The 22,529-nt window shown below is 46.2% G+C and carries 19 protein-coding genes; 2 read left to right on the top strand and 17 right to left on the bottom strand.

What is annotated here, in order from left to right; translation table 11 throughout:
- The 10 genes from ACTHPG_RS04835 to ACTHPG_RS04790 all read right to left on the bottom strand — a co-directional run bounded on the left by ACTHPG_RS04835 (position 1) and on the right by ACTHPG_RS04790 (position 11,993).
- Positions 1-774 carry a manganese efflux pump gene (locus ACTHPG_RS04835; RefSeq protein WP_440387995.1) on the bottom strand — a complete coding sequence of 258 codons (774 nt, stop codon included), beginning with the start codon at positions 772-774 and terminating at the stop codon, positions 1-3.
- Positions 775-906: 132 nt separating this feature from the next.
- On the bottom strand, positions 907-1,743 hold the full coding sequence (mutM, locus tag ACTHPG_RS04830) for a DNA-formamidopyrimidine glycosylase (protein ID WP_440387994.1): 837 nt from the start codon (positions 1,741-1,743) through the stop codon (positions 907-909).
- A 118-nt stretch (positions 1,744-1,861) separates the two neighbouring features.
- Positions 1,862-4,516 carry a DNA polymerase I gene (gene polA, locus ACTHPG_RS04825; RefSeq protein WP_440387993.1) on the bottom strand — a complete coding sequence of 885 codons (2,655 nt, stop codon included), beginning with the start codon at positions 4,514-4,516 and terminating at the stop codon, positions 1,862-1,864.
- Between the two features lie 252 nt (positions 4,517-4,768).
- Entirely contained in the window at positions 4,769-5,428 is a 660-nt protein-coding gene (phoU, locus tag ACTHPG_RS04820) for a phosphate signaling complex protein PhoU (protein WP_017689478.1), read from the bottom strand.
- 63 nt (positions 5,429-5,491) lie between these two features.
- Positions 5,492-6,247 (bottom strand): phosphate ABC transporter ATP-binding protein PstB, encoded by a 756-nt coding sequence (gene pstB, locus ACTHPG_RS04815; RefSeq protein WP_339241024.1) that lies wholly within the window; start codon positions 6,245-6,247, stop codon positions 5,492-5,494.
- Positions 6,248-6,480: 233 nt separating this feature from the next.
- Positions 6,481-7,656, bottom strand: a complete 1,176-nt coding sequence (locus ACTHPG_RS04810) for a methyl-accepting chemotaxis protein (protein ID WP_440387992.1) — start codon at positions 7,654-7,656, stop codon at positions 6,481-6,483.
- A gap of 152 nt (positions 7,657-7,808) precedes the next feature.
- Positions 7,809-8,537, bottom strand: a complete 729-nt coding sequence (locus ACTHPG_RS04805; protein WP_253433078.1) for a response regulator transcription factor — start codon at positions 8,535-8,537, stop codon at positions 7,809-7,811.
- Between the two features lie 116 nt (positions 8,538-8,653).
- Positions 8,654-10,474 (bottom strand): two-component system histidine kinase PnpS, encoded by a 1,821-nt coding sequence (gene pnpS, locus ACTHPG_RS04800; RefSeq protein WP_440387991.1) that lies wholly within the window; start codon positions 10,472-10,474, stop codon positions 8,654-8,656.
- 43 nt (positions 10,475-10,517) lie between these two features.
- Positions 10,518-10,865 (bottom strand): cupin domain-containing protein, encoded by a 348-nt coding sequence (locus ACTHPG_RS04795; protein WP_440387990.1) that lies wholly within the window; start codon positions 10,863-10,865, stop codon positions 10,518-10,520.
- Between the two features lie 255 nt (positions 10,866-11,120).
- The gene (locus tag ACTHPG_RS04790) at positions 11,121-11,993 is read right to left on the bottom strand and encodes an SDR family oxidoreductase (RefSeq protein ID WP_440387989.1); all 873 of its coding nucleotides are present in this window, start codon (positions 11,991-11,993) and stop codon (positions 11,121-11,123) included.
- 406 nt (positions 11,994-12,399) lie between these two features.
- Between ACTHPG_RS04790 and ACTHPG_RS04785 the strand changes: the two genes are divergently transcribed.
- On the top strand, positions 12,400-13,959 hold the full coding sequence (locus ACTHPG_RS04785) for a histidine kinase N-terminal 7TM domain-containing protein (RefSeq protein WP_440387988.1): 1,560 nt from the start codon (positions 12,400-12,402) through the stop codon (positions 13,957-13,959).
- Positions 13,960-14,217: 258 nt separating this feature from the next.
- Here ACTHPG_RS04785 and ACTHPG_RS04780 read toward each other — a convergent pair whose 3' ends face one another.
- The 4 genes from ACTHPG_RS04780 to citZ form a co-directional block, all read right to left on the bottom strand.
- On the bottom strand, positions 14,218-14,643 hold the full coding sequence (locus ACTHPG_RS04780) for a hypothetical protein (RefSeq protein WP_124113831.1): 426 nt from the start codon (positions 14,641-14,643) through the stop codon (positions 14,218-14,220).
- Between the two features lie 135 nt (positions 14,644-14,778).
- Positions 14,779-15,720 carry a malate dehydrogenase gene (gene mdh, locus ACTHPG_RS04775; protein ID WP_150365727.1) on the bottom strand — a complete coding sequence of 314 codons (942 nt, stop codon included), beginning with the start codon at positions 15,718-15,720 and terminating at the stop codon, positions 14,779-14,781.
- Positions 15,721-15,735: 15 nt separating this feature from the next.
- Positions 15,736-17,028, bottom strand: coding sequence for an NADP-dependent isocitrate dehydrogenase (gene icd, locus ACTHPG_RS04770; RefSeq protein WP_076330335.1), 1,293 nt, complete (start codon positions 17,026-17,028; stop codon positions 15,736-15,738).
- Positions 17,029-17,175: 147 nt separating this feature from the next.
- A complete protein-coding gene (citZ, locus tag ACTHPG_RS04765) occupies positions 17,176-18,288 on the bottom strand; it encodes a citrate synthase (protein WP_440387987.1) in 1,113 nt (370 codons plus the stop codon).
- Between the two features lie 519 nt (positions 18,289-18,807).
- Here citZ and ytvI point away from each other — a divergent pair.
- Positions 18,808-19,926 carry a sporulation integral membrane protein YtvI gene (gene ytvI / locus ACTHPG_RS04760; RefSeq protein ID WP_440387986.1) on the top strand — a complete coding sequence of 373 codons (1,119 nt, stop codon included), beginning with the start codon at positions 18,808-18,810 and terminating at the stop codon, positions 19,924-19,926.
- Positions 19,927-20,033: 107 nt separating this feature from the next.
- Here the strand turns inward: ytvI and ACTHPG_RS04755 are convergent, their stop codons facing one another.
- The 3 genes from ACTHPG_RS04755 to pyk all read right to left on the bottom strand — a co-directional run bounded on the left by ACTHPG_RS04755 (position 20,034) and on the right by pyk (position 22,505).
- Positions 20,034-20,432: an FxsA family protein gene (locus ACTHPG_RS04755; protein ID WP_278295959.1), complete on the bottom strand. Its 399-nt coding sequence runs from the start codon at positions 20,430-20,432 to the stop codon at positions 20,034-20,036.
- Positions 20,433-20,439: 7 nt separating this feature from the next.
- The gene (locus tag ACTHPG_RS04750) at positions 20,440-20,976 is read right to left on the bottom strand and encodes an acyl-CoA thioesterase (protein WP_440387985.1); all 537 of its coding nucleotides are present in this window, start codon (positions 20,974-20,976) and stop codon (positions 20,440-20,442) included.
- A 101-nt stretch (positions 20,977-21,077) separates the two neighbouring features.
- Complete coding sequence (gene pyk / locus ACTHPG_RS04745) at positions 21,078-22,505, bottom strand: pyruvate kinase (protein WP_440387983.1); 1,428 nt, start codon at positions 22,503-22,505, stop codon at positions 21,078-21,080.
- Positions 22,506-22,529: the final 24 nt, after the last annotated feature.

The raw sequence follows: 22,529 nt of genomic DNA, 5'->3' as shown, positions 1-22,529 counted from the left end.
TCATAACAGCTTCATTATTCCCATAATCATTAACAATAGTGCTGGCAATACAGAGAGTCTTCGCATCCAGCGCAGCGCTGAGAATCGCAGACCAACCTTCATGCCGAGTGACAGAAATGCCCCACTAAACAGTGCAATAATGAGTGCTGTCCATAGTGTAGGGAATCCCAAAAGCGCTGCTCCCAAACCTGCTCCAAACGCATCGAGAGACAAGGCAATACCAAGCCACATCGCTTCCTGGGCCGATATGCTCCCCGAGTTATCCATATCGGCCTTGGAGGGACTGCGAAGAATCTGAATGACAACACCCAGCTTACGCAGCTCCAGTGTAAATACCATGCGTTCCAGCGAACCGCCTGAAGCCGACTGCTCCAGATCCAGGGCAAGCACCTGATTCCGGCCTTTTGAATCCGTCAGTGTCTCTTGAGTTTCACCAACACCAGTTACCTTTGTTTCTGCTCCCTCACCCGATCTAGTGTCTGTTTCCTGCTGTTCTTTGCCTTGCTTTCGAATAAGTTGCAACAGTGACCATGCACCAATGCCAATCAATATAACGGCTCCCACAATAGAAGCGATATCCGGTGACACCACATGGGACAACAGCACACCAACTTGCATCGACAAGGCAATAACCAATCCCGAACAGATCGAAATAACAGCGATAGATAACAGGGGAATCTTAGTCCTCCGTAACCCATATGTAATCCCGACTCCAAAACCATCTAAACTAAGCGCCAAAGCAAGCGCCAGCAATGAAATAAAATGATGCAGCACCCCGGATTCCTCCTCTGTGCGGTACTCGTGCCAACTGAAGATGCCAGTATGGGTATACGCCCGCTTATTTCTGCCATATCAGTATATGGAGGGAGGAATCCAAGGGTGCTATGATTTCATCATTTCGTTCATTCAGTTCATGTTCAGCGGCTGACAGTTCGGACAAAAATGCGTACCACGGCCACCTACCACCGTTTTTTCGATTAACGTACCACATGTTGCACAAGGCTCTGATTTGCGTCCATAGATTTTCAATTGATGCTGGAACATCCCCATCTCACCCTGTCCATTCACATAGGACTTGATGGAAGATCCACCTGCATTCACTGCATCTTGCAACGTAGCCACAATCGCTTCATGGAGCACGGTTAACTGAGCTTCGGTCAGTGTCTTGGCGATGGTCTCGGGATGGATGCCTGCGCGAAATAGGGCCTCGTCCACATAAATATTCCCGATGCCGACCACATATGCCTGATTTAACAGTACAGCCTTGATTTTGGTTGTGCGCTTGCCAACCGCCTCGCGGAATGCAGTTACTGTAAAGTCCGGATCAAGCGGCTCCAGTCCCAGCTTCAGCAAAGGTTTGGACACCAGTTCCTCCCCTGTGTTGAACAGATGCATCGTACCGAACTGACGCACATCCTTATAACGCAATTCCGTACCATCATTAAAATGGAAGATCACATGGGTATGCTTCTCCACATCTTCATGCTGCTCGTACACACCGTACCTTCCCTCCATCCGCAGATGGGAGACAAGCACCAGCCCGTCCAGCAAAATACGCAAAAACTTGCCTCGACGCTCCACCCCGATTACGGTATGTCCCGCCAGTTCCAGTGCAAATGCATCTATATCGTCCGGCCGCTGAATAATCCGCGGCAAGCTAACGGTAACATGATCAATCGTTTTGCCTACAATAAGTTGATTCAATGTTCTTCTGACTGTTTCGACTTCCGGTAATTCCGGCATGATGTTCTCACCTCCCCTATATTATAACGGAAGATGGCGCTCAGCGGGACCCTTTTCTTATATCGAAAACATGGAAAGGGCTAATGTAAAATACCGGAAAAACCGCGCGGGGCGTGGTTTACTTCGCTTCGTACCAGTTATCACCAAAGCTGACTTCTGCTTTCAGCGGAACCGAGAGTTCCAATGCTTTTTCCATGACAGCAGGCACAAGTTCTTTCATCAGTTCCAATTCATCGGCAGGCACTTCGAATACAAGTTCATCGTGCACTTGAAGCAACATACGACTCTTCAACTCGCGTTCCCGCAGCGCTTCATCCATCTGTACCATGGCCAGTTTGATGATGTCTGCCGCAGTTCCCTGAATAGGTGTATTCATTGCCGTACGCTCAGCGAAGGAACGCAGATTGAAGTTGCTGGCATTAATCTCTGGCAGGTAGCGACGTCGTTCCAACAACGTTTTAACGTATCCATCCTGGCGAGCTTCCTTCACAATATCGTCCATATATCGGCGCACACCCTGGAAGACTTCAAAATACTGATCGATAAACTGTGCAGCCTCTTTACGCGTAATATGCAAATTCTGAGACAAACCATAATCACTTATTCCATACACAATACCAAAGTTAACTGCCTTGGCGGAACGACGCATATCCCCATCCACATCTTCAGGCTTCACGCCAAATACATCCGAAGCGGTCTTTGTATGAATATCCATATCATTGACAAACGCTTCCTTCAAGCGCTCATCGTCCGAAATATGTGCCAGTACACGCAGTTCAATCTGGGAATAGTCTGCTGCCAAAATGGACCATCCTGGCTCGGAAGGAACAAATACCTTCCGGATTTTGCGACCTTCTTCCATCCGAATCGGAATGTTCTGCAAGTTTGGAAATTGACTGCTAAGTCGTCCCGTTGCAGCAATGGTCTGACGATAATACGTATGCACCTTGCCATCCCGATCAGAAATCTCTTTAAGCAAGCCCTCCACATAAGTGGATTGCAGCTTGGCAAGCTGACGATATTGCAGAATATGTTTGACCACATCATTATAAGGAGCCAACTTTTCCAATACTTCAGCATCTGTGGAGTAGCCCGTTTTTGTTTTTTTCACCACTGGCAAACCCAGTCTATCAAATAAAATCTCGCCCAGCTGCTTCGGTGAATTCAGATTGAATTCCGTTCCTGAAAGCTTGTAGATCTCCGCCATCAACCTGCTAATCTGTTCTTCAAACTCACTGCCCAGAGCCTGCAGGTCGGATGTATTGGCCTTGATTCCCTGTTTCTCCATGTCCGCCAATATGCGTGACAACGGCATCTCAAGCTCGTGGAAGAGCGAGTTCATCTCATCGCCCGCCAGTGCCTGTTCCTGAAGTGGAATAATCGCTGCGACTGCAGCAGCTTTGCGGCACAGGAAATCGCCGAGTATCTCTACTTCCGGCACCTTATACTTGGCCCCTTTGCCCATAACCGTGTCATCCTCCACGAGGGAAGGCAGACCATACTTGGTTGTGAGTCCACTAATCGTCTGGTTGGATTCCGTTGGATCAAGCAGATACGCTGCCAGTTGTACATCAAATGATGCGCCAGCGAATTCAATACCATGTGCATGAAGGGCCAGGTCTACACGATGAAGATCATACCCGCGCTTTGGTTGCTCTGAATTACCAAGCCATTCCCGTACCGGAGCAGCAGCATCGGAATGAAGCACTTCGGGAGATATGAACGTATAGGTTCCAGCGGAACCTACAGCAAGTCCAATCAGTTTCGCTTGGTGCGGGTTATCCCCATGTGTCTCCACGTGCAGTACATCAATGGAATCCAGAGAACTAAACAGCTCACTGATGTTGTCCTCTGTTGCAATGGAGGATTCTACCTCGGCAGCAGGGACCGCTTCCTGTTCAGAACCGATGCTGCCACTGAATGACAGGCGTTCGAGCAAGGATTTGAATTCCAGCTTGGCCAGTGCAGGACCAGCCTGTTCTTCTCTTAATCCGGCGAATTGCATATCCTCCCATGTCTGCTCCAGCGGAACTTCCCTGTGAATCGTCGCCAGTTGTTTGCTCATCCGGGCATCTTCGGCGTGAGCCTCGATCTTTTCTTTCATCTTGCCTTTCAGTTCACTCGTTCCGTTCAACACATCTTCTACCGATCCGAACTGGTGCAGCAGCTTCAACGCTGTCTTCTCTCCAACCCCGGGAATACCCGGAATATTATCAGAGGCATCGCCCATCAGACCTTTGAGATCAATGATTTGCAGCGGCGTCAGACCATAACGCTCCTTAATCTGAGCAGGGTCATACAGTTCGATATCGGTTACGCCTTTACGTGTCAGTCCGATATGTACATGTTCAGAAGCAAGCTGCAGCATATCTTTGTCACCCGATACAACAAGCACCTGTCTGCCCGCATCATCTGCGCGTTTGGTTAACGTCCCGATGATATCATCCGCTTCGAATCCAGCCAGCTCAAATTGAGCGATGCCAAGTCCTTTCAGCAGTTCTTTGAGCAATGGGAATTGCTCTGACAACTCTGGCGGAGTTTTCTCCCGACCACCCTTGTATTCCTGATACCCTTCGTGGCGGAACGTGACTTTGCCTGCATCAAATGCGACCATCACATGTGTAGGCTTATGCTCTTCAAGCAGTCTCAGCAGCATCGTGGTGAAGCCATATACCGCATTGGTATGCAGACCTTTCGAGTTGGTCAGGGGCGGCATTGCAAAAAACGCCCTGTAAATAATGCTATTTCCATCTATAAGAATAAACTTGTCCATTCCAGCACCTCGCGTATTATATGGTCAACCTCTTCAAATTGCATCTACTTCTCATGATACCATACCCATCTGTCACATCAAAAAAAATAGCCATCTTCTCACTCCATTTTTATCCGTAAAAAAGAACCTCCTCCGCAGGCAGCCTGTACACAGGCTACTCGAGAGAAAGTTCCCTATTTCGATATTAATGCTATCGTTGCAAACACTGATTCCCCAATTCCATAATAATGGTCTTCCTAATTCATACTCTTCCTATTGATTCAGATCCGGACGTTTACCTGTGACCAGGTATACCGTACTCTCACCAATGTTGGTCGCATGGTCACCAATACGTTCAATGTAACGTCCTACCATCATCAACAGCATAGCCTGAGAAGCCTGATTCGGATGCTCCGTCATTAACGTGTAGAGATCACTGATCATGTGGCTGTACAGTTGATCGACCTGATCGTCCGTCTGAGCCATTTTGTAGGCCAAATCTGTATTTTCTTTCAGGAAAGATTCAATCGACTCATCAATCATGGATTTCACGATTTCTGCCATTTGCGGGATATCCACCAGAGGTTTAATCAGCTTCTGGCCATCCATCCGGAGTGTCACCTTCGCCACGTCGAGAGCAAGATCTCCCATGCGCTCCAGGTCACTGGAAATTTTGAAGGCCACGATAATACGTCTGAGATCCTTCGCCACCGGCTGTTGTGTGATGATCAGTTTGGAGCCAAGTTCCATAATTTTGTCTTCAAGGGCATTCAGATTCGCATCATTCTTGATGATGACCTGAGCTTTCTCGGCGTTCATCGTTTGTAAACTTTCAATAGCACCATCCAGTGCTGCTCCTACATGTTCACCCATTTGTTTGAGCAAGGTACGCAGCTCTTCAAGCTCCTGATCAAATTCTTTTCTGCGAATCATAGATTTCATGTCCTCCTTATCCATCATCTCCGGGTATGCCGGGATCATTCCAACTCAGCTCGCTTAACCGAACCTTCCGGAGATATAATCCTCGGTTCGGGAATCTTGCGGTGTGGAGAATAACGTCTCCGTATCAGCTGCCTCCACCACTTCACCATTCAGGAAAAATACCGTGCGTCCAGATACCCGTGCCGCCTGGTGCATATTGTGGGTAACCATAACGATCGTGTACTTGTGATGCAACTCCTTCACCAGCTCCTCAATTTTCAACGTGGAGATCGGGTCGAGTGCGGACGTTGCTTCATCCATCAGCAGAACGTCAGGCTGTACAGCCAGCGCCCGAGCAATACAGAGACGCTGCTGTTGTCCGCCGGACAGACTAAGTGCCGACTTTTTCAATACATCCTTCACTTCATCCCAGAGAGCAGCATGGACAAGACTCTGTTCCACCAACTGATCCAGCTCAGCCTTTTGGGTTACTCCGTGCAAGCGCGGTCCATAAGCGACGTTATCATAGATGGATTTCGGGAACGGATTCGGTTGTTGGAATACCATACCCACTCGTTTGCGCAGTGTCTCCACTTCAATCTCATTACTGTAAATGTCCGAGCCATTCAGCATAACCTGTCCTTCCACACGAACACCCGGAATCATGTCATTCATCCGGTTTAACGTGCGAAGCAATGTCGATTTACCACAACCTGACGGCCCGATGAACGCAGTAACGGTTTTTTCCGGCAGATCCATCGATATATTTTTAAGCGCGTGATGCGTATCATAGTATAAATTAAGTTTATCAATGTGAATGAGGTCCTTCATGGATGTTCACTTCTCCTTCGCTGCAGGGACGCGGAAACTCCCTTTACGTTGAGACCGATGCTGATAATCGTTCATCGCTGCTCGGCCATCTTTAATATCCTACCCTTTCATTGTAAAAACAGTATCACTTTCATGTTAACGGAATGTAAAAAGACATCCTAAACCTTCATGATCTGCTTGATGATCAATCTGATTCCTGATGCCTGCCTTATTAATTTCCTTATATTTTCTCGCTACTTCGAAACCATCTCATCCAGCTTCGTACGAATATGCTCTGCCACTTCTCCAGCTTTCCCGCCTTCCACGGCGATTCCCTCTGCTATACGGGACAGATCTCTGACCGCATGGTTCAGTTGTCGGAATGTTGCTCCCCCCAAGGTAACATGTACCGAACTGTCATCAATCTCAGTTCCGCTTGCCTTGACCAACTCTACCGTCTGAAGGGTCAGTTCGCTGATATTCTCAAGCAATGAAGACATGTTGCCTGCGACTTCACGGGTCTGTTTGGCGAGCGCGCGGATCTCCCCTGCAACAATCTGAAAGCCTCGTCCATATTCACCCGCATGCGCTGCTTCAATGGAAGCATTCAGCGCAAGTAGTCCGCTCTGATCTGCCAGGGATCGAATGGAATGTGCCATGCCTGAGCCTATTTTGATGGAATTCAGCATGTGATCCGCATGTTGTCCTTGACTCTTCATATGCTCATGTACCCGGTTATAGGAAGCATCGACTTGCTTCAAACTCTCTTCGCCCTGATTGGACAATGCCATGATCTCACGGGCCTCATGAACGGTCTGATTCGCTGCATGCACCAGCTTGGTGACGGCATCATTGATTCTCGATATCTCCTGCCTGCTCTCGGATACCGTACGTACCCGTTCTGCCGAAGAAGCTTGCTGCAATCTGCGGGAGAGGGACATCACATCACGCATCGTCAGCACACCGAGCAGTCTGTCTTGTTCCGTAACGAGCAGACAATCATAGAAATGTTGTTCATTCCGTCCAAGTGCAATATCAATAATCGTTGTAGCTTCCATATGAATATCTGCAATAACCGGAGATGTATTCACTACTTGTATGACCGGCTTACGGTAGAAAAGATCTGCGGCAAAACGGCCATTTAACATCCGATATAACGTCTCTCGCATTAACAATCCGGTAGGTCTCATCTGCTCATCACACAGTACGATACATGGGTGCTCCTGATCCTGATTCATCATACTGGCAGCTTCTCCACAGGTCGTATGGACCCCGGCGACAGGAACCTGACGATAATAGTCATGCAGATGGATTACAGATTCTTTAGCAACCACCGTTACTTCATGATGCTGCGGGTCGGGTGTCGCAAATTCTTCGTTATGTAAAACAACATGAGGCTGGTCAGGTTTCACTTCGAGCAACATGGGCATAAATGCGCAATCTCCTTTACGTATTAGCTCCGTCTTAAGATAGATTATGTAGGTATAAAGTATCACCCAGATAAATCCATGCTACTCCCTCTTCGTAAAGGAAAATCCTCCTTTATGTTAAAATAACGTAAAATAAAACTCCCCGATCATTGCTAGCTTGAATGATGGGGAGTTTTTCTTTTGACAACCAATTTATAACCAACACCACGAATGGAATCAATGTGAACCGATTCCGGGTCCAGCTCCAGCTTTTTACGTAATGAGCTGACGTGAACGTCCACGGTTCGTTGACCTCCAATATAATCGAAGCCCCACACAGCGTTCATCAGATCATCCCTTGTCAGCACAACACCCGGTTTTTTGGCCAAATATAGCAGAACTTCGAACTCTTTCGGACGCAGACTGATGGATTGTCCACCCAGTGTCACTTCATATTTCAAAGGATAAATCTCCAGCTCTCCCAGAATAATTCGTGAGCCATCCTTATCCTCAGGTTGTGGCAAGTCTTCGCCATTGGAATAACGTCTTAATACTGCATCCACTCGTGCTAATAATTCAGATACACCAAATGGTTTCGTGATGTAATCATCGGCACCCGATTTCAGTCCCTGTACAACTTCGGCTTCACCGTTCTTGGCCGTCAGAATGATAACAGGTGTACTGACACCCTGTATTCTTAACTTGTTCAGAATGTCCAGACCATTCATGCCCGGAAGCATCAGATCCAGCAAAATGAGATCAAACTCCTGGGACAAGGCCCGATCATATCCTGCAGATCCGTGATCTTCTGCCGTAACGTCGTAACCTTCCTGTGTCAGGTTATACGTGAGTAATCTCGATAATGTAGGTTCATCTTCAATAACTAGCAAACGCTGTGCCATGATACCCCTTCTCTCTTCATAGGCTGTCTGTTGCCACAACACTTTTTCTATCATAGCACTAAATTGTTAACGCGGTGTAAAACAAAACAACCTTTTTACATTTTGCTACTTCATGTCTAGATCTCTTCATCTTGAATGAACGGAAGGATAACACGGAACGTTGTCCCCATACCCAACTCGCTCTCTACAGACAATTTGCCATGATGCAATTCCACCAGATGTTTAACAATGGATAGTCCAAGGCCTGTTCCCCCTGAATTACGGGATCTGCCTTTATCAACGCGATAGAACCGTTCGAAAATTCGCGGCAAATCTTTTTTCGGAATGCCTATTCCGGTATCCGATACCGCAAAGACCACTTCATCATCGTTATCCATCGATACCTGTAACTTGACTCGTCCACCATCCGGGGTATAGTTGATTCCGTTGGATAACAGGTTGATGAAGATCTGCTTCATCTTGTCCTCATCCGCTTCAATGTACAATTCCTCCGGAACATGCATTTCCAGACGAATCTGTTTTTTCTCCGCCACCTTGGACAAAGTGCCCAGCACCATTTCAAAGAAAGAGTGTAGATGAACAGGCGAGCATTGCAGCGGCGCGCGTTTGGATTCAATTTTGGATAACTCCAGAATATCCCCGATTAATCGGTTAAGTCGATCTCCTTCATCATAGATGATTTTCAGAAATGAACGCTCCGTTTCCTTATCTTGTACCCCGCCACTGAGCAACGTTTCGGCAAACCCTTTGACCGCAGCCACAGGTGTCTTGAGCTCATGAGAGACATTCGCCACAAACTCACTGCGCATTGATTCTAATCGACGAATTGCCGTCACATCCTGCAACAGGAACAACATGCCTCGATATCCGCCATCATCTTCTGACATCGGAACTCCATCAATACGAATCAGTTTTTCCTCCGGATTGAACACACTCACTTCTTCATGCATCCGTTCTTTCGATGCAACACTCTCTTCAATGGTACGTGTTAATTCATAGTGTCTTTTCAATTCAGTATAAGGCTTGCCCGTAACCTTTCCTGCCTGAATACCAAGCATACGTTCCGCTTCCCGATTGACCAGTGCAATGGATTGCCCTGCGTCGATCATGACAATACCTCCGGTCATGTTGGCGAGGACACTCTGCAGCAACGCTTCATTGTCACGAATGGTCTTCAGTTGGGATTGCAAACTGTCTGCCATTCCGTTTATCGCAAGTCCCAGCTGTCCAATCTCATCTCTACGCGTTACATCGACTCTCGCATCGTATTCCAGCTTGGTGATCCGATGAGCCACTTTTGTAATATGCTCAATTGGAGAGGTTAATCCGCGTGCAACCCGATAGCTGACAAACGCGACAATTAAAAACAGTAGTCCAAGTGCAGCAAACATAATCATCCAACCACGCTGAAGCCCCTGATCAACCGCATACAGACTCATCGAAAGGCGGATGTAGCCATCAAATTTGCCACTGGGTATTTCAATCATGTCACTTTGATCCGAATTGACAGGTAGCGCTACATACAGCATGTCCTGTCCCAGTGTTTCACTGTATCGTATGGACTGCCCGTATCCATCCCCAACCGCCCCCAAGATCTCTTCCCGGTTCAAGTGATTATCCATCGCTGCCGGATTACTCTCGGAATCTCCAATGACCGTGCCGTCTTTGTTGATGAACGTTACCCGGGAATCCGTCAGACGATCCAGTTCCAGCGCCCGATCCGAATAATACTTTCGTGTGGCTTCCGAGGTAGGATCACTTGCATCATGGAATGGAAAAGTGGCTTTGAGCAGATTAATCTCGCGCACCATGGTTTGTTCCAGTGCGGTTATATGCGTAGTCTTAAACACTCTGCCCATCGTGTAACCAGCTACAATGACGGATACACCGATCAGCACCATCATAATGATGGCAAGGCGAATTCGGAAAGGTCTCATCTATCTCTTCCTTTATGATCAGATTAACATCTAATGACTTGTTCTACATTGAATCCATTTCAATTCGGTCCCCACGGGTGCCCGGATTGGAAATAACGAGAAACTCCACTTCTTCGTTACTGCGATTCATCATCTGGTGCGGCATTCCGGGTGCAATCTCTATTCCTTCATGGGCTTCCAGTACGAACTTTTCCCCATTAAGTTCCATATATGCTTCACCGCTGAGGATGAAAAAAAACTGACGGCTTACTGAATGGTAATGTCGCATTTCAGCCGTTCCTGCAGGCATTCGCTCATGAATGATGCTTAACGTATCGTTTTGAACAAGGTGCCAGCCATCGCACTGTCCACCCCATATGTAATGCGTTGCATTCTGTTTGCTCATTTTCATATGACTTGTCCCTCCGAGTATAATTTGCTCGATCTATCATATCACAGATTAGGGAGCTTCCAGTCAGACATGGCTAATAATAAATTATCATAGTTGTATCAACAGAGATGCCGACTTTTGTAAACACGTGCTAAACCGCATCTTGGACTTGCACATTCCCCTGATATAAAAAAGACGCACCGCTCAGCCATGCTGAAAGCGATACGCCTCTTTGTAAAAATCAATCCCATACTGCTTCTAAAGCATTTTAACGAATTAACCGTTCACCACTTCGCCGCCATTCACATGCATCACCTGTCCGCTCACATACGAGGAATCGTCTGAAGCAAGATATACATAGGCTGGAGCCAGTTCATCCGGTTGTCCCGGCCGCTTCATCGGTTGCGTTGCGCCAAACTCGCTTACCTTTTTCTCATCAAACGTGGATGGAATGAGCGGGGTCCAGATCGGCCCTGGTGCAACCGCATTAACACGAATCCCCTTCTCAATCACATTCATCGACAGAGAACGTGTGAATGAAGTGATGGCTCCTTTAGTGGATGAATAGTCAAGCAGGGTCGGGCTCCCGCGATAGGCTGTGATGGATGTTGTGTTAATAATCGTACTGCCCTTCTTCAGATGTGGCAGGGCTGCCTGCGTCACATAGAACATGCCGAAGATATTGGTACGGAATGTTCGCTCCAGTTGTTCTGGCGTAATATCCTCCAGATTCTGCTGTGGGTGTTGTTCTGCAGCATTATTCACAACAATGTCCAGTTTGCCCAGTTCATCCACTGTCTGCTGAACCGACTTCTTGGCAAAGGCATCGTCACCAATATCCCCGGCAATCAAGATGCACTTGCGTCCTTCCTGTGCGACCTGACGCTTCGTTTCCTTGGCATCTTCGTGCTCGTTCAGATATACAATGGCGACATCCGCGCCTTCCTTGGCATACGTAACGGCAACAGCACGTCCGATCCCACTGTCACCCCCTGTAATGAGCGCTACCTTACCCGTCAGTTTACCTGCCGCCTTGTATTCAGGCTTTTCAAACTCCGGTCTGGGATGCATCTCCGATTCAATTCCGGGGCGTTGATCCTGGTGCTGTGCTGGCATCGTTTTTTGATTTTGTTGTGTATTGGTTGACATCTAACATTCTCCTCTCAAAATGTGAACATGTTTGGATTACAGAAGACATGGACTCCAACTGTGTCTTTCCTTGTCTTGCGTTCTCTGAAAAGGTCTCATTCTGTAGGATGGCATGAACAGTTCAGATTATTCTTCTGCGAGGAACAGCAACTTAAGCCTCAGCGTGCTGTCTCTATCAGCGTCCTATCTTCTATTCGTTATTTACCACTCTCTTTGGATATCAAACAACCGATTTTCTTCAATGCCTGTTTTGCCAAAATTCGAAATTTATTCGAAATTAGACTGTTTCATGATACAAAGTGTATTCCTATGCTGCTTGGGCTGATGTACAATGTACAGTATACTGATGTGTTTAAACTCTCATTTTTATTGGTTTGATCATTCTATCTAACATGGAGACCTGACAATGGAATCGCATATTAATTCATATATAACACTCGTAGCCACTTCAGCCGTGCTGAATGTCTTTTTGTGTTTATATACCTATTTCAGAAGATCCGAGATCCCCAGCTCCAAAATATTCATTCTCTACACCGCAGCACTCTCCATATACACTTTTGGTTATGCGATTGAGCTGGCCAGCAACACACTGGAGCAGATGAAGTTCTGGACCACCGTGGAGTATATAGGCATGCCTTTCTCCGCATCCCTCGGCCTCATGTTGATGATAAAGTACACAGGGAAAACGTTATCCAAAAAGGTAACTGCCGCATTGTTTGTAATCCCTTCCATTACTTTAGTTATGGTTGCAACCAATGACTTTCATCATCTTTTCTATAAGAAAGTATGGCTGAGAGAAGATAGTCCTGTTCCTCTGATGGATATCGCAGTGGGTCAATGGTATGTTGTACACGGTGCATTCACGTTCTCCTGTCTGTTATGTGCCTGCCTTATTCTAATTGCCCAATGGAGACACACCAAGAAGATGTACCGTCGTCAATTGCTTACTCTGATTACTTCACAGATTATTCCTATGGTCGCAGCTTTTCTGTATTTGCTTGGTTTGACTCCTGGCGGGATGGACCCCGTACCCGTACTCATGTGTATCACCTCTGCCATGTATATCTGGGCGATTCTATCCTCTCGTCTCCTGACCATCGTCCCCATCGCCAAAGACAGTATTTTCGAGAGCATGCGTGAAGGTGTTATTGTACTGGATAGTTCCTATCGACTCGTTGATTACAATAGGTCTCTGCGTGACATGTTGCCAGAGCTTAATACAACCATGGTTGGCCAGCTCTTGGATGACCTATGGCTTAATCTTGCTGGAGAGACGTTCCCCGTCGATTATCACAAAGAAGGATTGCAAACCGATCTGTACTGGCAGTTAAATGGAGAGACCGTCTGTTATCAGGTCAGGACATCTTACGTGTATAACAAGGATGCACAGATTGTAGGCAGTCTGATTATGCTCATTGATATAACGGAACAACGCTTCTTGCAAGAACAACTCAAACAACTGGCTTATTTCGATGGTCTGACCAAAATCTATAATCGCACTCAATTTTTGCATAAGGGGCGGGAAATGTTGAGGGAAGCTCAACTTAATCTGCAACCAGTCTCCTTTATTTTATTCGATATTGATTACTTCAAACGCATCAACGATACCTACGGGCATGATATTGGTGACCAGGCCCTCATTCATGTCGTCTCTGTATGTAATCGTTTTTTGCGACCTGAGATGTTGTTCGCCCGTTATGGAGGAGAAGAGTTCGTCATCGCTCTCCCGAATACCTTGCTTCAAGAAGCCGAGAATCTTGCCGAGCAACTGAGAGTTGCCTTGTTGAATAGCCCTCTAGATGTTAAGGGAGTTTCTATTACGCTGACCTCAAGCTTCGGCATTGCCCAGTACAATGGAGGGCTGGATTCGCTGGAATCCTTGTTACGTGACGCTGATACTGCCTTGTACGAATCCAAGCGCAATGGTCGAAATGCAGTGCGTGTATATACTGTGAGTACGACCTAACTAATGTAGGCTGTGTCTGACGGAAGTTGTACGATGATATGTAGGTTAGTGAATACTGTAGTTTCAACTCATATAAACTAATGTTTGCCAATCTTATATCGGCAATAATAAAAATAGACAGCCGCATTGGCTGTCTATTCTTCATTCGTTTCAACGAACATCATCTTACATTTTGGCTTGTCCTGATGATGTCTGCAAACGCTTAACCAACAACTACGAATACATCTATGTAGGATGGATTAACCGTGCACAACACATTTAGATCACTTGATTGTTCACCATTAGATATACCATAATTAGCAAGAATACAGCCAGAAGTGTACTGAACATACGGATCTTGCTTTGCTCAGGGCCCACATCACGCTTGTTTTTCACACCTTCTGCAGCGAGTCGCAGCGGTTTGCCCATAATGCCTCCAATAGCCGCAATCGCCAAGAGCAGAACAACCACGACAGCCATCCAGACATGGGAGTACTCCCCTTTTGTCATGAGGTACCCACCCGTAAGAAGTTGGATTACAAGTCCATACTGCGCAACTTTGTTCAAAGAACGAAGCGAAGCAAATGCTCCCTCTTGTGCTGCAGCATTCAAGGTACGGATTTTACCGACTACAAATGGCAGAATCAAATAGAACCCCATTGCCAGTGCTCCAATAATATGGAGCAGATACATAATCATTGTCAAAATTTTCATCCTCCTCAACATTTTCGGTGTGCTGTATATCACATTCCATTATACTGGGGAACTTATCCAAAGAAAAGAAAACCTCCGGGTTTACCGGAGGTTTTCTTTGGGCTTCTGTTCAAAAAGTATTCAAACTTACAGGTTTACTACCGAAATGACGTTGCGAACCGAATCAGCAGATTTATCCAACCCCGCTTTTTCTTCCGTTGTCAGGTCAAGTTCAAATATTTTCTCAATGCCGTTACCACCCAGAATGGTTGGTACACCGAGGAACAGATCATGATAGCCATATTCACCTTCAAGATAAGCAATGACAGGAATAATACGTTTCTTGTCCTTCAAAATCGCTTCGGTCATCTGAACAAGTGAAGCCGCCGGTGCGTAATATGCACTGCCGTTACCGAGCAGATTCACAATTTCACCCCCGCCAACACGGGTCCGCTGAACGATGGATTCGATCCGGTCAGCCGGAATCAGTGTATCGATTGGAATGCCCCCCACGCTCGAATAACGAACAAGAGGCACCATATCATCTCCGTGACCACCAAGAACGAATCCTCGAACATCTTCAACAGATACGTTCAACTCTTGCGCAATGAAGGTACAATAACGTGCAGTATCCAGAACACCTGATTGACCAATAACACGGTTTTTAGGAAAACCAAGGGTCTGATAAGCAGCATAAGTCATCGCATCCACCGGGTTGCTTAGAATAATGACGATGGAATCAGGGCAATATTTTTTCACATTTTCACAAACGGACTTCACGATACCCGCATTCGTATTGACCAGATCGTCACGGCTCATCCCCGGTTTACGGGCGATACCAGCAGTGATAATTACAATCTCAGAACCAGCAGTATCTTCGTAGTTGGAAGTACCGACGATATGACTGTCAAATCCTTGAACAGGGCTTGCTTCCATCATATCGAGTGCTTTCCCCTTCGTCGGGTTCTCCAGTTGAGGAATATCAACCAGCACCACATCCCCGAGTTCTTTTTGGGCAAGCATTAATGCGGTCGTAGCACCGGTAAAACCGGCGCCGACTACTGTGATTTTTTTGCGCTGAATAGTCAAGATTCACATCTCCCCTTACAGGTTTTTAATGATTTGATCCGCGAATTCAGAACATTTCACTTCAGTAGCACCGTCCATCAGACGTGCAAAGTCATACGTTACTGTTTTATTGTTAATGGATGTTTCCATACCTTTGTAGATCAGGTTAGCTGCTTCTTGCCATCCCAAGTGCTCAAGCAACATAACCCCGGACAGAATAACGGAACCAGGGTTCACGACATCTTTGTCCGCGTATTTAGGTGCAGTACCGTGAGTAGCTTCGAAGATAGCATGTCCTGTTACGTAGTTGATGTTCGCTCCAGGAGCGATACCAATACCACCCACTTGCGCCGCAAGTGCATCGGACAGATAGTCACCGTTCAGGTTCAATGTTGCGATCACATCGAATTCGCCTGGACGAGTCAATACTTGTTGCAGAGCGATATCGGCAATTGCATCTTTTACGATGATTTTACCAGCATCTTCAGCAGCTTTTTGTGCTGCATTCGCTGCATCTGTACCTTCGTTATCTTTGATGATGTCATATTGTGCCCAAGTGAATACTTTGTCAGCGAACTCTTCTTCAGCCACTTCGTATCCCCAGTTTTTGAAGGCACCTTCGGTAAATTTCATGATATTACCTTTGTGTACCAAGGTAACACTCTTACGGTTATGATCAATTGCGTATTGAATTGCTGCACGTACCAAACGTTTCGAACCTTCGGAAGAAACTGGTTTGATACCGATACCGGAAGTTTCAGGGAAACGGATTTTGTTAGCACCCATCTCCTGTTGCAGGAACTGGATCACTTTTTTCACTTCTTCAGAACCTTCAGCATACTCGATTCCTGCATAGATATCTTCCGTATTCTCACGGAAAATGACCATGTCTACCAGCTCAGGACGTTTAACTGGAGAAGGTACGCCGTCGAAATAACGAACAGGACGCAAGCAAGTGTACAGGTCCAGCTCTTGGCGCAGGGCTACGTTCAGGGAACGAATACCGCCACCGATTGGCGTAGTCAAAGGTCCTTTGATCGCTACGATATACTCACGAATGGCTTCCAATGTATCATTCGGCAACCACTCACCGTATGTATCGAATGCTTTTTGTCCAGCAAACACTTCATACCATGCGATTTTTTTGTTGCCATCATAGGCTTTTTCAACAGCTGCATCCAATACACGTTTGGAAGCTTTCCAGATATCACGGCCTGTACCGTCACCTTCGATAAATGGAATGATCGGATTACTAGGTACTTGAAGTGTACCATTGTCAATTTGAATTTTTTCGCCTTCAGTTGGGTGAGCAAATTTTTCTAATTTCATAGTTAAAATTCCTCCTAGGTTTCGTATATGCAGTATTCATCATACCACTAGTCTTGTGGAGAGAAGGGTCCTGAGAGCTTAAGCCAATAACGCCTCTGCTTTCCAACCCTTCACCTCGTCCATATTATTATACTGTTTTTGCGGCTATTAGCGAAGTTCAATAGAAACGTATTTCTGTTCAGTAGGGCCAGTGTACTCCGCACGTGGACGAATGATGCGATTGTCCGCAAGCTGTTCCAAAATATGCGCAGTCCATCCAGACACCCGGCTGATGGCAAAGATCGGAGTGAACAATTCCTGTTCGATTTCCAGTTGGGTATATACAGAAGCAGAATAGAAGTCTACGTTAGGCTTCAGTCCTTTTTGCCCTGTTACCAGTTCCTCGATCTTCACTGACATATCATACAAGCGTGTATCATTATTCATCTCGCCAAGTTCTCTGGACATCTTCTGTAGATGTTTGGCACGTGGATCACCATTCTTATACACCCGATGTCCAAAGCCCATGATCTTTTCACGATTATTCAATTTTTCCTGAATTGCCGCTTCAAGACGATCAGGCGTACCAATCTCGTTCAACATTTTCATAACGGCTTCATTAGCACCGCCATGCAGTGGTCCCTTCAATGCGCCAATGGCGGAAGTTACACCGGAATAGATATCCGACAGCGTAGCAACCGTTACACGTGCTGCAAATGTCGAAGCGTTCAACTCGTGATCCGCATGCAGGACAAGGGCTTGATCCAATGCTTTCACTGCGGTCTCGGATGGTTCTTCACCAGTCATCATATATAAAAAGTTCTCTGCGATGGAAGCGCCTTCTTTTGGAGCCACAGGTTCCTTGCCCTGACGGATACGGGCGATGGCTGCCACAATCGTTGGCAACTGTGCTTGCAACTTAACCGCTTTGTTCTCATTCGCTTCCGTTGTCATCTCATCAGCTTGCTCATCGTACAAGGCAAGTGCAGAGACAGCGGAACGAAGTGCTGCCATGGTACTGACGTTTTTCGGATACAATTGGATTTGTGCAATCAACTCGCTCGGAATCGGCGCGTAATCGCTCAGGCTTTTACGAAGGGATTTCAATTCATCCGTTGATGGCAATTTACCAAACCACAACAAATAGGCAACTTCTTCAAAGCTGGCATGTTCAGCCAAATCGTCGATATCGTAACCACGGTATGTAAGCACACCGTCTACAATAGAACTGATCGAAGAGGTTGTTGCAACGATGCCTTCCAGACCTTTGGTAGCTGTCATATTACATCTCTCCTTTAATAAGCGAAATCAGGAACCATTCCAGAGTGCATATAAGTGCCAAAGTGCACCTATTCTCTTTTTGTAAACATTTTCATTTTAAAATTAACAAATATTTCAAAATGCGGTTTTCCTATCTGTCAATCGGTATTTACTTATAACATCATACTGGATTTTGTCGTTTATGTGAACATGATGAGAGTTCATTCGCACATCAAACTTCTTTATCGGTCCGATAAAGCATTTTTGAAAGCCTTTACAAAAACAAGGTTGACATTTAATGTTTTTTAACCAATCCTGTCGTTTAAAGAACTTCCTATTGCTATATTCTGTAATACTAAGGCATACTCTAGGCAAAAGAAGAATCCTGGCAGAGCTTGTTCATCAATCAGGTTTTGAACACACTCTGGGAACAGTCTGGCGTTTCAAAACATGGTAAATGCTCTATATTAATTAAGATAGCCATCTCTGCCTTATGGATCATACATAGGTCGGCTTAATTGAAACTAGGAGAGTTGATGCTTGGATAAAATCATACTGAAACGCCTGCTCCGCGGCTTATGGGTTATCATTGCGACCATTCTGATCGCTGTTGCCATATACTTGCTGTTCCCGCTTCTGTATCCTTTTGCGATTGCCTGGATTATCGCCTATGCCATGAATCCATTAGTGAGGCTGCTTCAGAATCGAGCCCGTTTCCCCCGCTGGCTGGCTGTGACTCTCTCATTGATCCTATATTTTGGAGCCATTGCGGTGGTACTGTCTGCAGCGATTACCCGTATGGTAAAAGAAGTCATTTCACTTACGACAAGCTTCGATCTTCATGTTGATGAGATCAAGGACACGTTTGTGCGCTGGACCGAGAATGACACCATTCAGAGCTTGATTGCGCAGATTAACGAATTTTACAAGGAGAATCCCAACTACCAGGAAACCATCAACAGCAATATTAGTAAAACAACCGAAACGGTAGGTACAGCCGTGACCGATCTGGTCACCGGATTTTTCAATATGGTCCTAAATCTCCTGACTTCCCTGCCGAACATGGGCGCCGTATTAATTGTTGTTCTGCTATCTACATTCTTCATTAGCAAAAGTTGGACCCGACACAGCATCACCGTATCGGGCTGGGTGCCCTCTTCCATTCGCAAGCCCATATCAGACATATGGACTGACCTGAGAAAGGCTTTGTTTGGGTACGTGAGAGCACAATTAATCATGATCTCGATTACAGCACTATTCGTCATGATAGGACTGCTAATATTGCAAGTGAAGTCAGCCTTCACCATCGCTCTCTTTATTGGTCTGGTCGATCTGCTTCCTTACTTGGGTGTGGGTCTGGTCATGGTACCTTGGGCAGCATACCTGTTTATGAACGGGGATCTGTATCTGGGCATAGGTATCAGTGTTATCTATCTGATCTTGTTGATCGCCCGTCAGATTATTGAACCGAAGGTCCTTGCAAGTAGTGTTGGGCTCGATCCACTCGCCACACTGGTCGGAATGTTCGTGGGTTTGAAACTGTTCGGTGTACTTGGCTTGATTATCGGTCCTGTCAGCCTGGTCATCCTCGATGCGTTTAATCGGGCTAACGTATTGCGTGACCTTAGAACGTACATTATCAACGGACGTGTCCGATGAGCATCACCTTATGCATTTTGAGCACACAGTAAAAATGAAAAAGGCTTCGTTCAACAGAAATCATCTGCTGAGCGAAGCCTTTTTCATTTTGCATAACAACCGATGTTTCATTTCGGACGACGATAAAATGTAATTTTGCCGCTTTTCATTTTTTTCTCCAGCCACCCCAGTAAGAACAGGCGGTACACCGGACGTGTTAATGGAAATACCAGTGTAAACCCGATCAGATCTGTTACAAAGCCTGGAATCAAAAGCAGGAAACCTCCGACGAAAATAAAAAGACCATCGACCATTTTTCTACCAGGTACTTTGCCGCGCTCCATCTCCAATTTGGCGTCCACTAGTACTTTACGCCCTTCAAACTGCAACATTGCTATACCAATCAAGGACGTGAGAATCATGAGAAGCAATGTCTTTCCGGCTCCGATCCAGTCACTCATCAGAATGAAACCAAATAATTCAATCACCGGAATGATTAAGAGTAAAGCCCACATCCATTTTCGCATTGACGTATTACCCCTTTCCCGAAAGCCACACCTTTTCAAGCGCGCTGTATAGCTCAGAGGCTGCCTTATCCAGCCGAACTGGCTTCCAGTCCCCATTCACCCACACATGCTGGGTAGAACCTGTAACTAGCCGTTCACCGGGGAGTGATTCATCAGCTGACCATACCCGTTCTCCAATCGCCATATGCTCATCAGGTTCTTCAGACATGCGTCTTATGTCATACTCATAGTTCAGTCGCAGACCACTAAATGCAGCAATACGGGTGAAAATGATAATCTCATCATCATATCGAGCAGGCTTGTGATATTTCACATCCAGTCCGGTTACGGGAAGCAGTAACCCCTGTTCCTCCATTTTACGATATGTATACCCCATTTGGCGAATCATCTCAGTTCGACCGATTTCAAACCAATTCAAATAGTTCGCGTGGTAGACCACGCCCATCTGGTCACTTTCTTGATAGCGTACACGAAGACGTGCCGCATACCAGCTACCGTTGATCTGTTCTCGCACGTGATCGGCCTCCTTCGCTCTAACATTCATACGTGTTACGTCGTTGTAAAGTGTCAATAAGATGGAAAAAAAGCAACGGGACTATAAAGCCCCATTGCTTCTTTCCTGTTACTTCTCCATTCAAGACGCTATTAAGCGTTGTTTGGAATTTGGCTTACTTTAATCAGGTTCGTAGAACCGGAACGACCCAAAGGTACACCTGCTGTGATCACGACCAGGTCTCCTTCTTTAACAAGTCCGGATTTTACGCCGCCTTCAATTGCGTTTTCGAACAAAGCATCCGTGGAATCAACCAATCTTCCTTTGACAGGAGTTACACCCCAAGCCAGAGCCAAACGGCGGGAAGTTCTGTCTTCCGTAGTCACCGCGATGATTGGAGATTCTGGACGATATTTGGAAATCATGCGTGCAGTGTGTCCTGACTCAGTTGAAGTGATGATCGCTTTTGCGTTCAAATCTTGAGCTGAGAGGGCAACCGATTGGCTGATTGCTTCTGTAACTGTTGTTTGTTGAGCTACACGTTGTTTCAGATACAGCTCTTGGTAAGGCAGAGCAGATTCTGCTTTTTCAGCAATACGGGACATGGTCAGAACGGATTCAACCGGGTATTTACCCGCAGCTGTCTCACCTGACAACATGATTGCGTCCGTACCATCGAAGATCGCATTCGCCACGTCACTTGCTTCCGCACGTGTTGGACGCGGGTTGCGTTGCATGGAATCCAACATTTGTGTAGCTGTGATTACCGGTTTACCTGCAACGTTACATTTTTCGATCATGCGTTTTTGTACCAATGGTACTTCTTCCGCAGGAATCTCAACACCCAGGTCTCCACGAGCAACCATCAGGCCGTCAGACACTTCTAGGATCTCATCGAGGTTATCGACACCTTGTTGGTTTTCAATTTTGGAGATGATTTGGATATGTCCAGCATTGTGTTTTTCAAGCAATTCACGAATTTCTAGTACGTCACTTGCTTTACGTACAAAAGAAGCCGCGATGAAATCGACACCTTGCTCAATACCAAATACGATATCGTTAGCGTCTTTTTCAGTGATACCCGGCAGAGAAATGGCAACGCCCGGAACGTTAACACCTTTTTTGCTTTTGATCGATCCGCCGTTAACGATACGGCATTTGATCTCGGTGCCTTGCACTTCCACCACGGTCAGTCCGATCAGACCGTCGTCGATCAGAATTGTAGATCCCGGTTCAACATCACTCGGGAGATCTGTATACGTAATGGAAAGACGTTCTTTGGTGCCCAGAATTTCTTCTGTTGTCAAAGTGATGTACTCGTCTTGAACCAACTCGATCGGTTCAACTTCGAGTTTACCTGTCCGAATTTCCGGTCCTTTGGTGTCCAGCAAGATCGCTACTGTTTTGTTCAACTCTTCGCATGCTTGGCGAATCGCAATGATCCGTCCGCCGTGCTCATCGAAATCACCGTGGGAGAAGTTCAGACGGGCCACGTTCATACCGGCCATAATCAGTTTTTTGGTATTCTCCAGAGATTCACTGGATGGACCAATGGTACATACAATTTTCGTTTTACGCATTTTGGGTTTCCTCCGATTTTAAAG

Origin of the sequence: Paenibacillus sp. SAF-068 (assembly GCF_051967555.1) — a bacterium.
In the GTDB taxonomy this organism is placed as follows: Bacteria; Bacillota; Bacilli; order Paenibacillales; family Paenibacillaceae; genus Paenibacillus.
The sequence above is the reverse complement of the archived record's forward strand: the minus strand, read 5'-3'. Positions and strand labels throughout refer to the sequence as shown.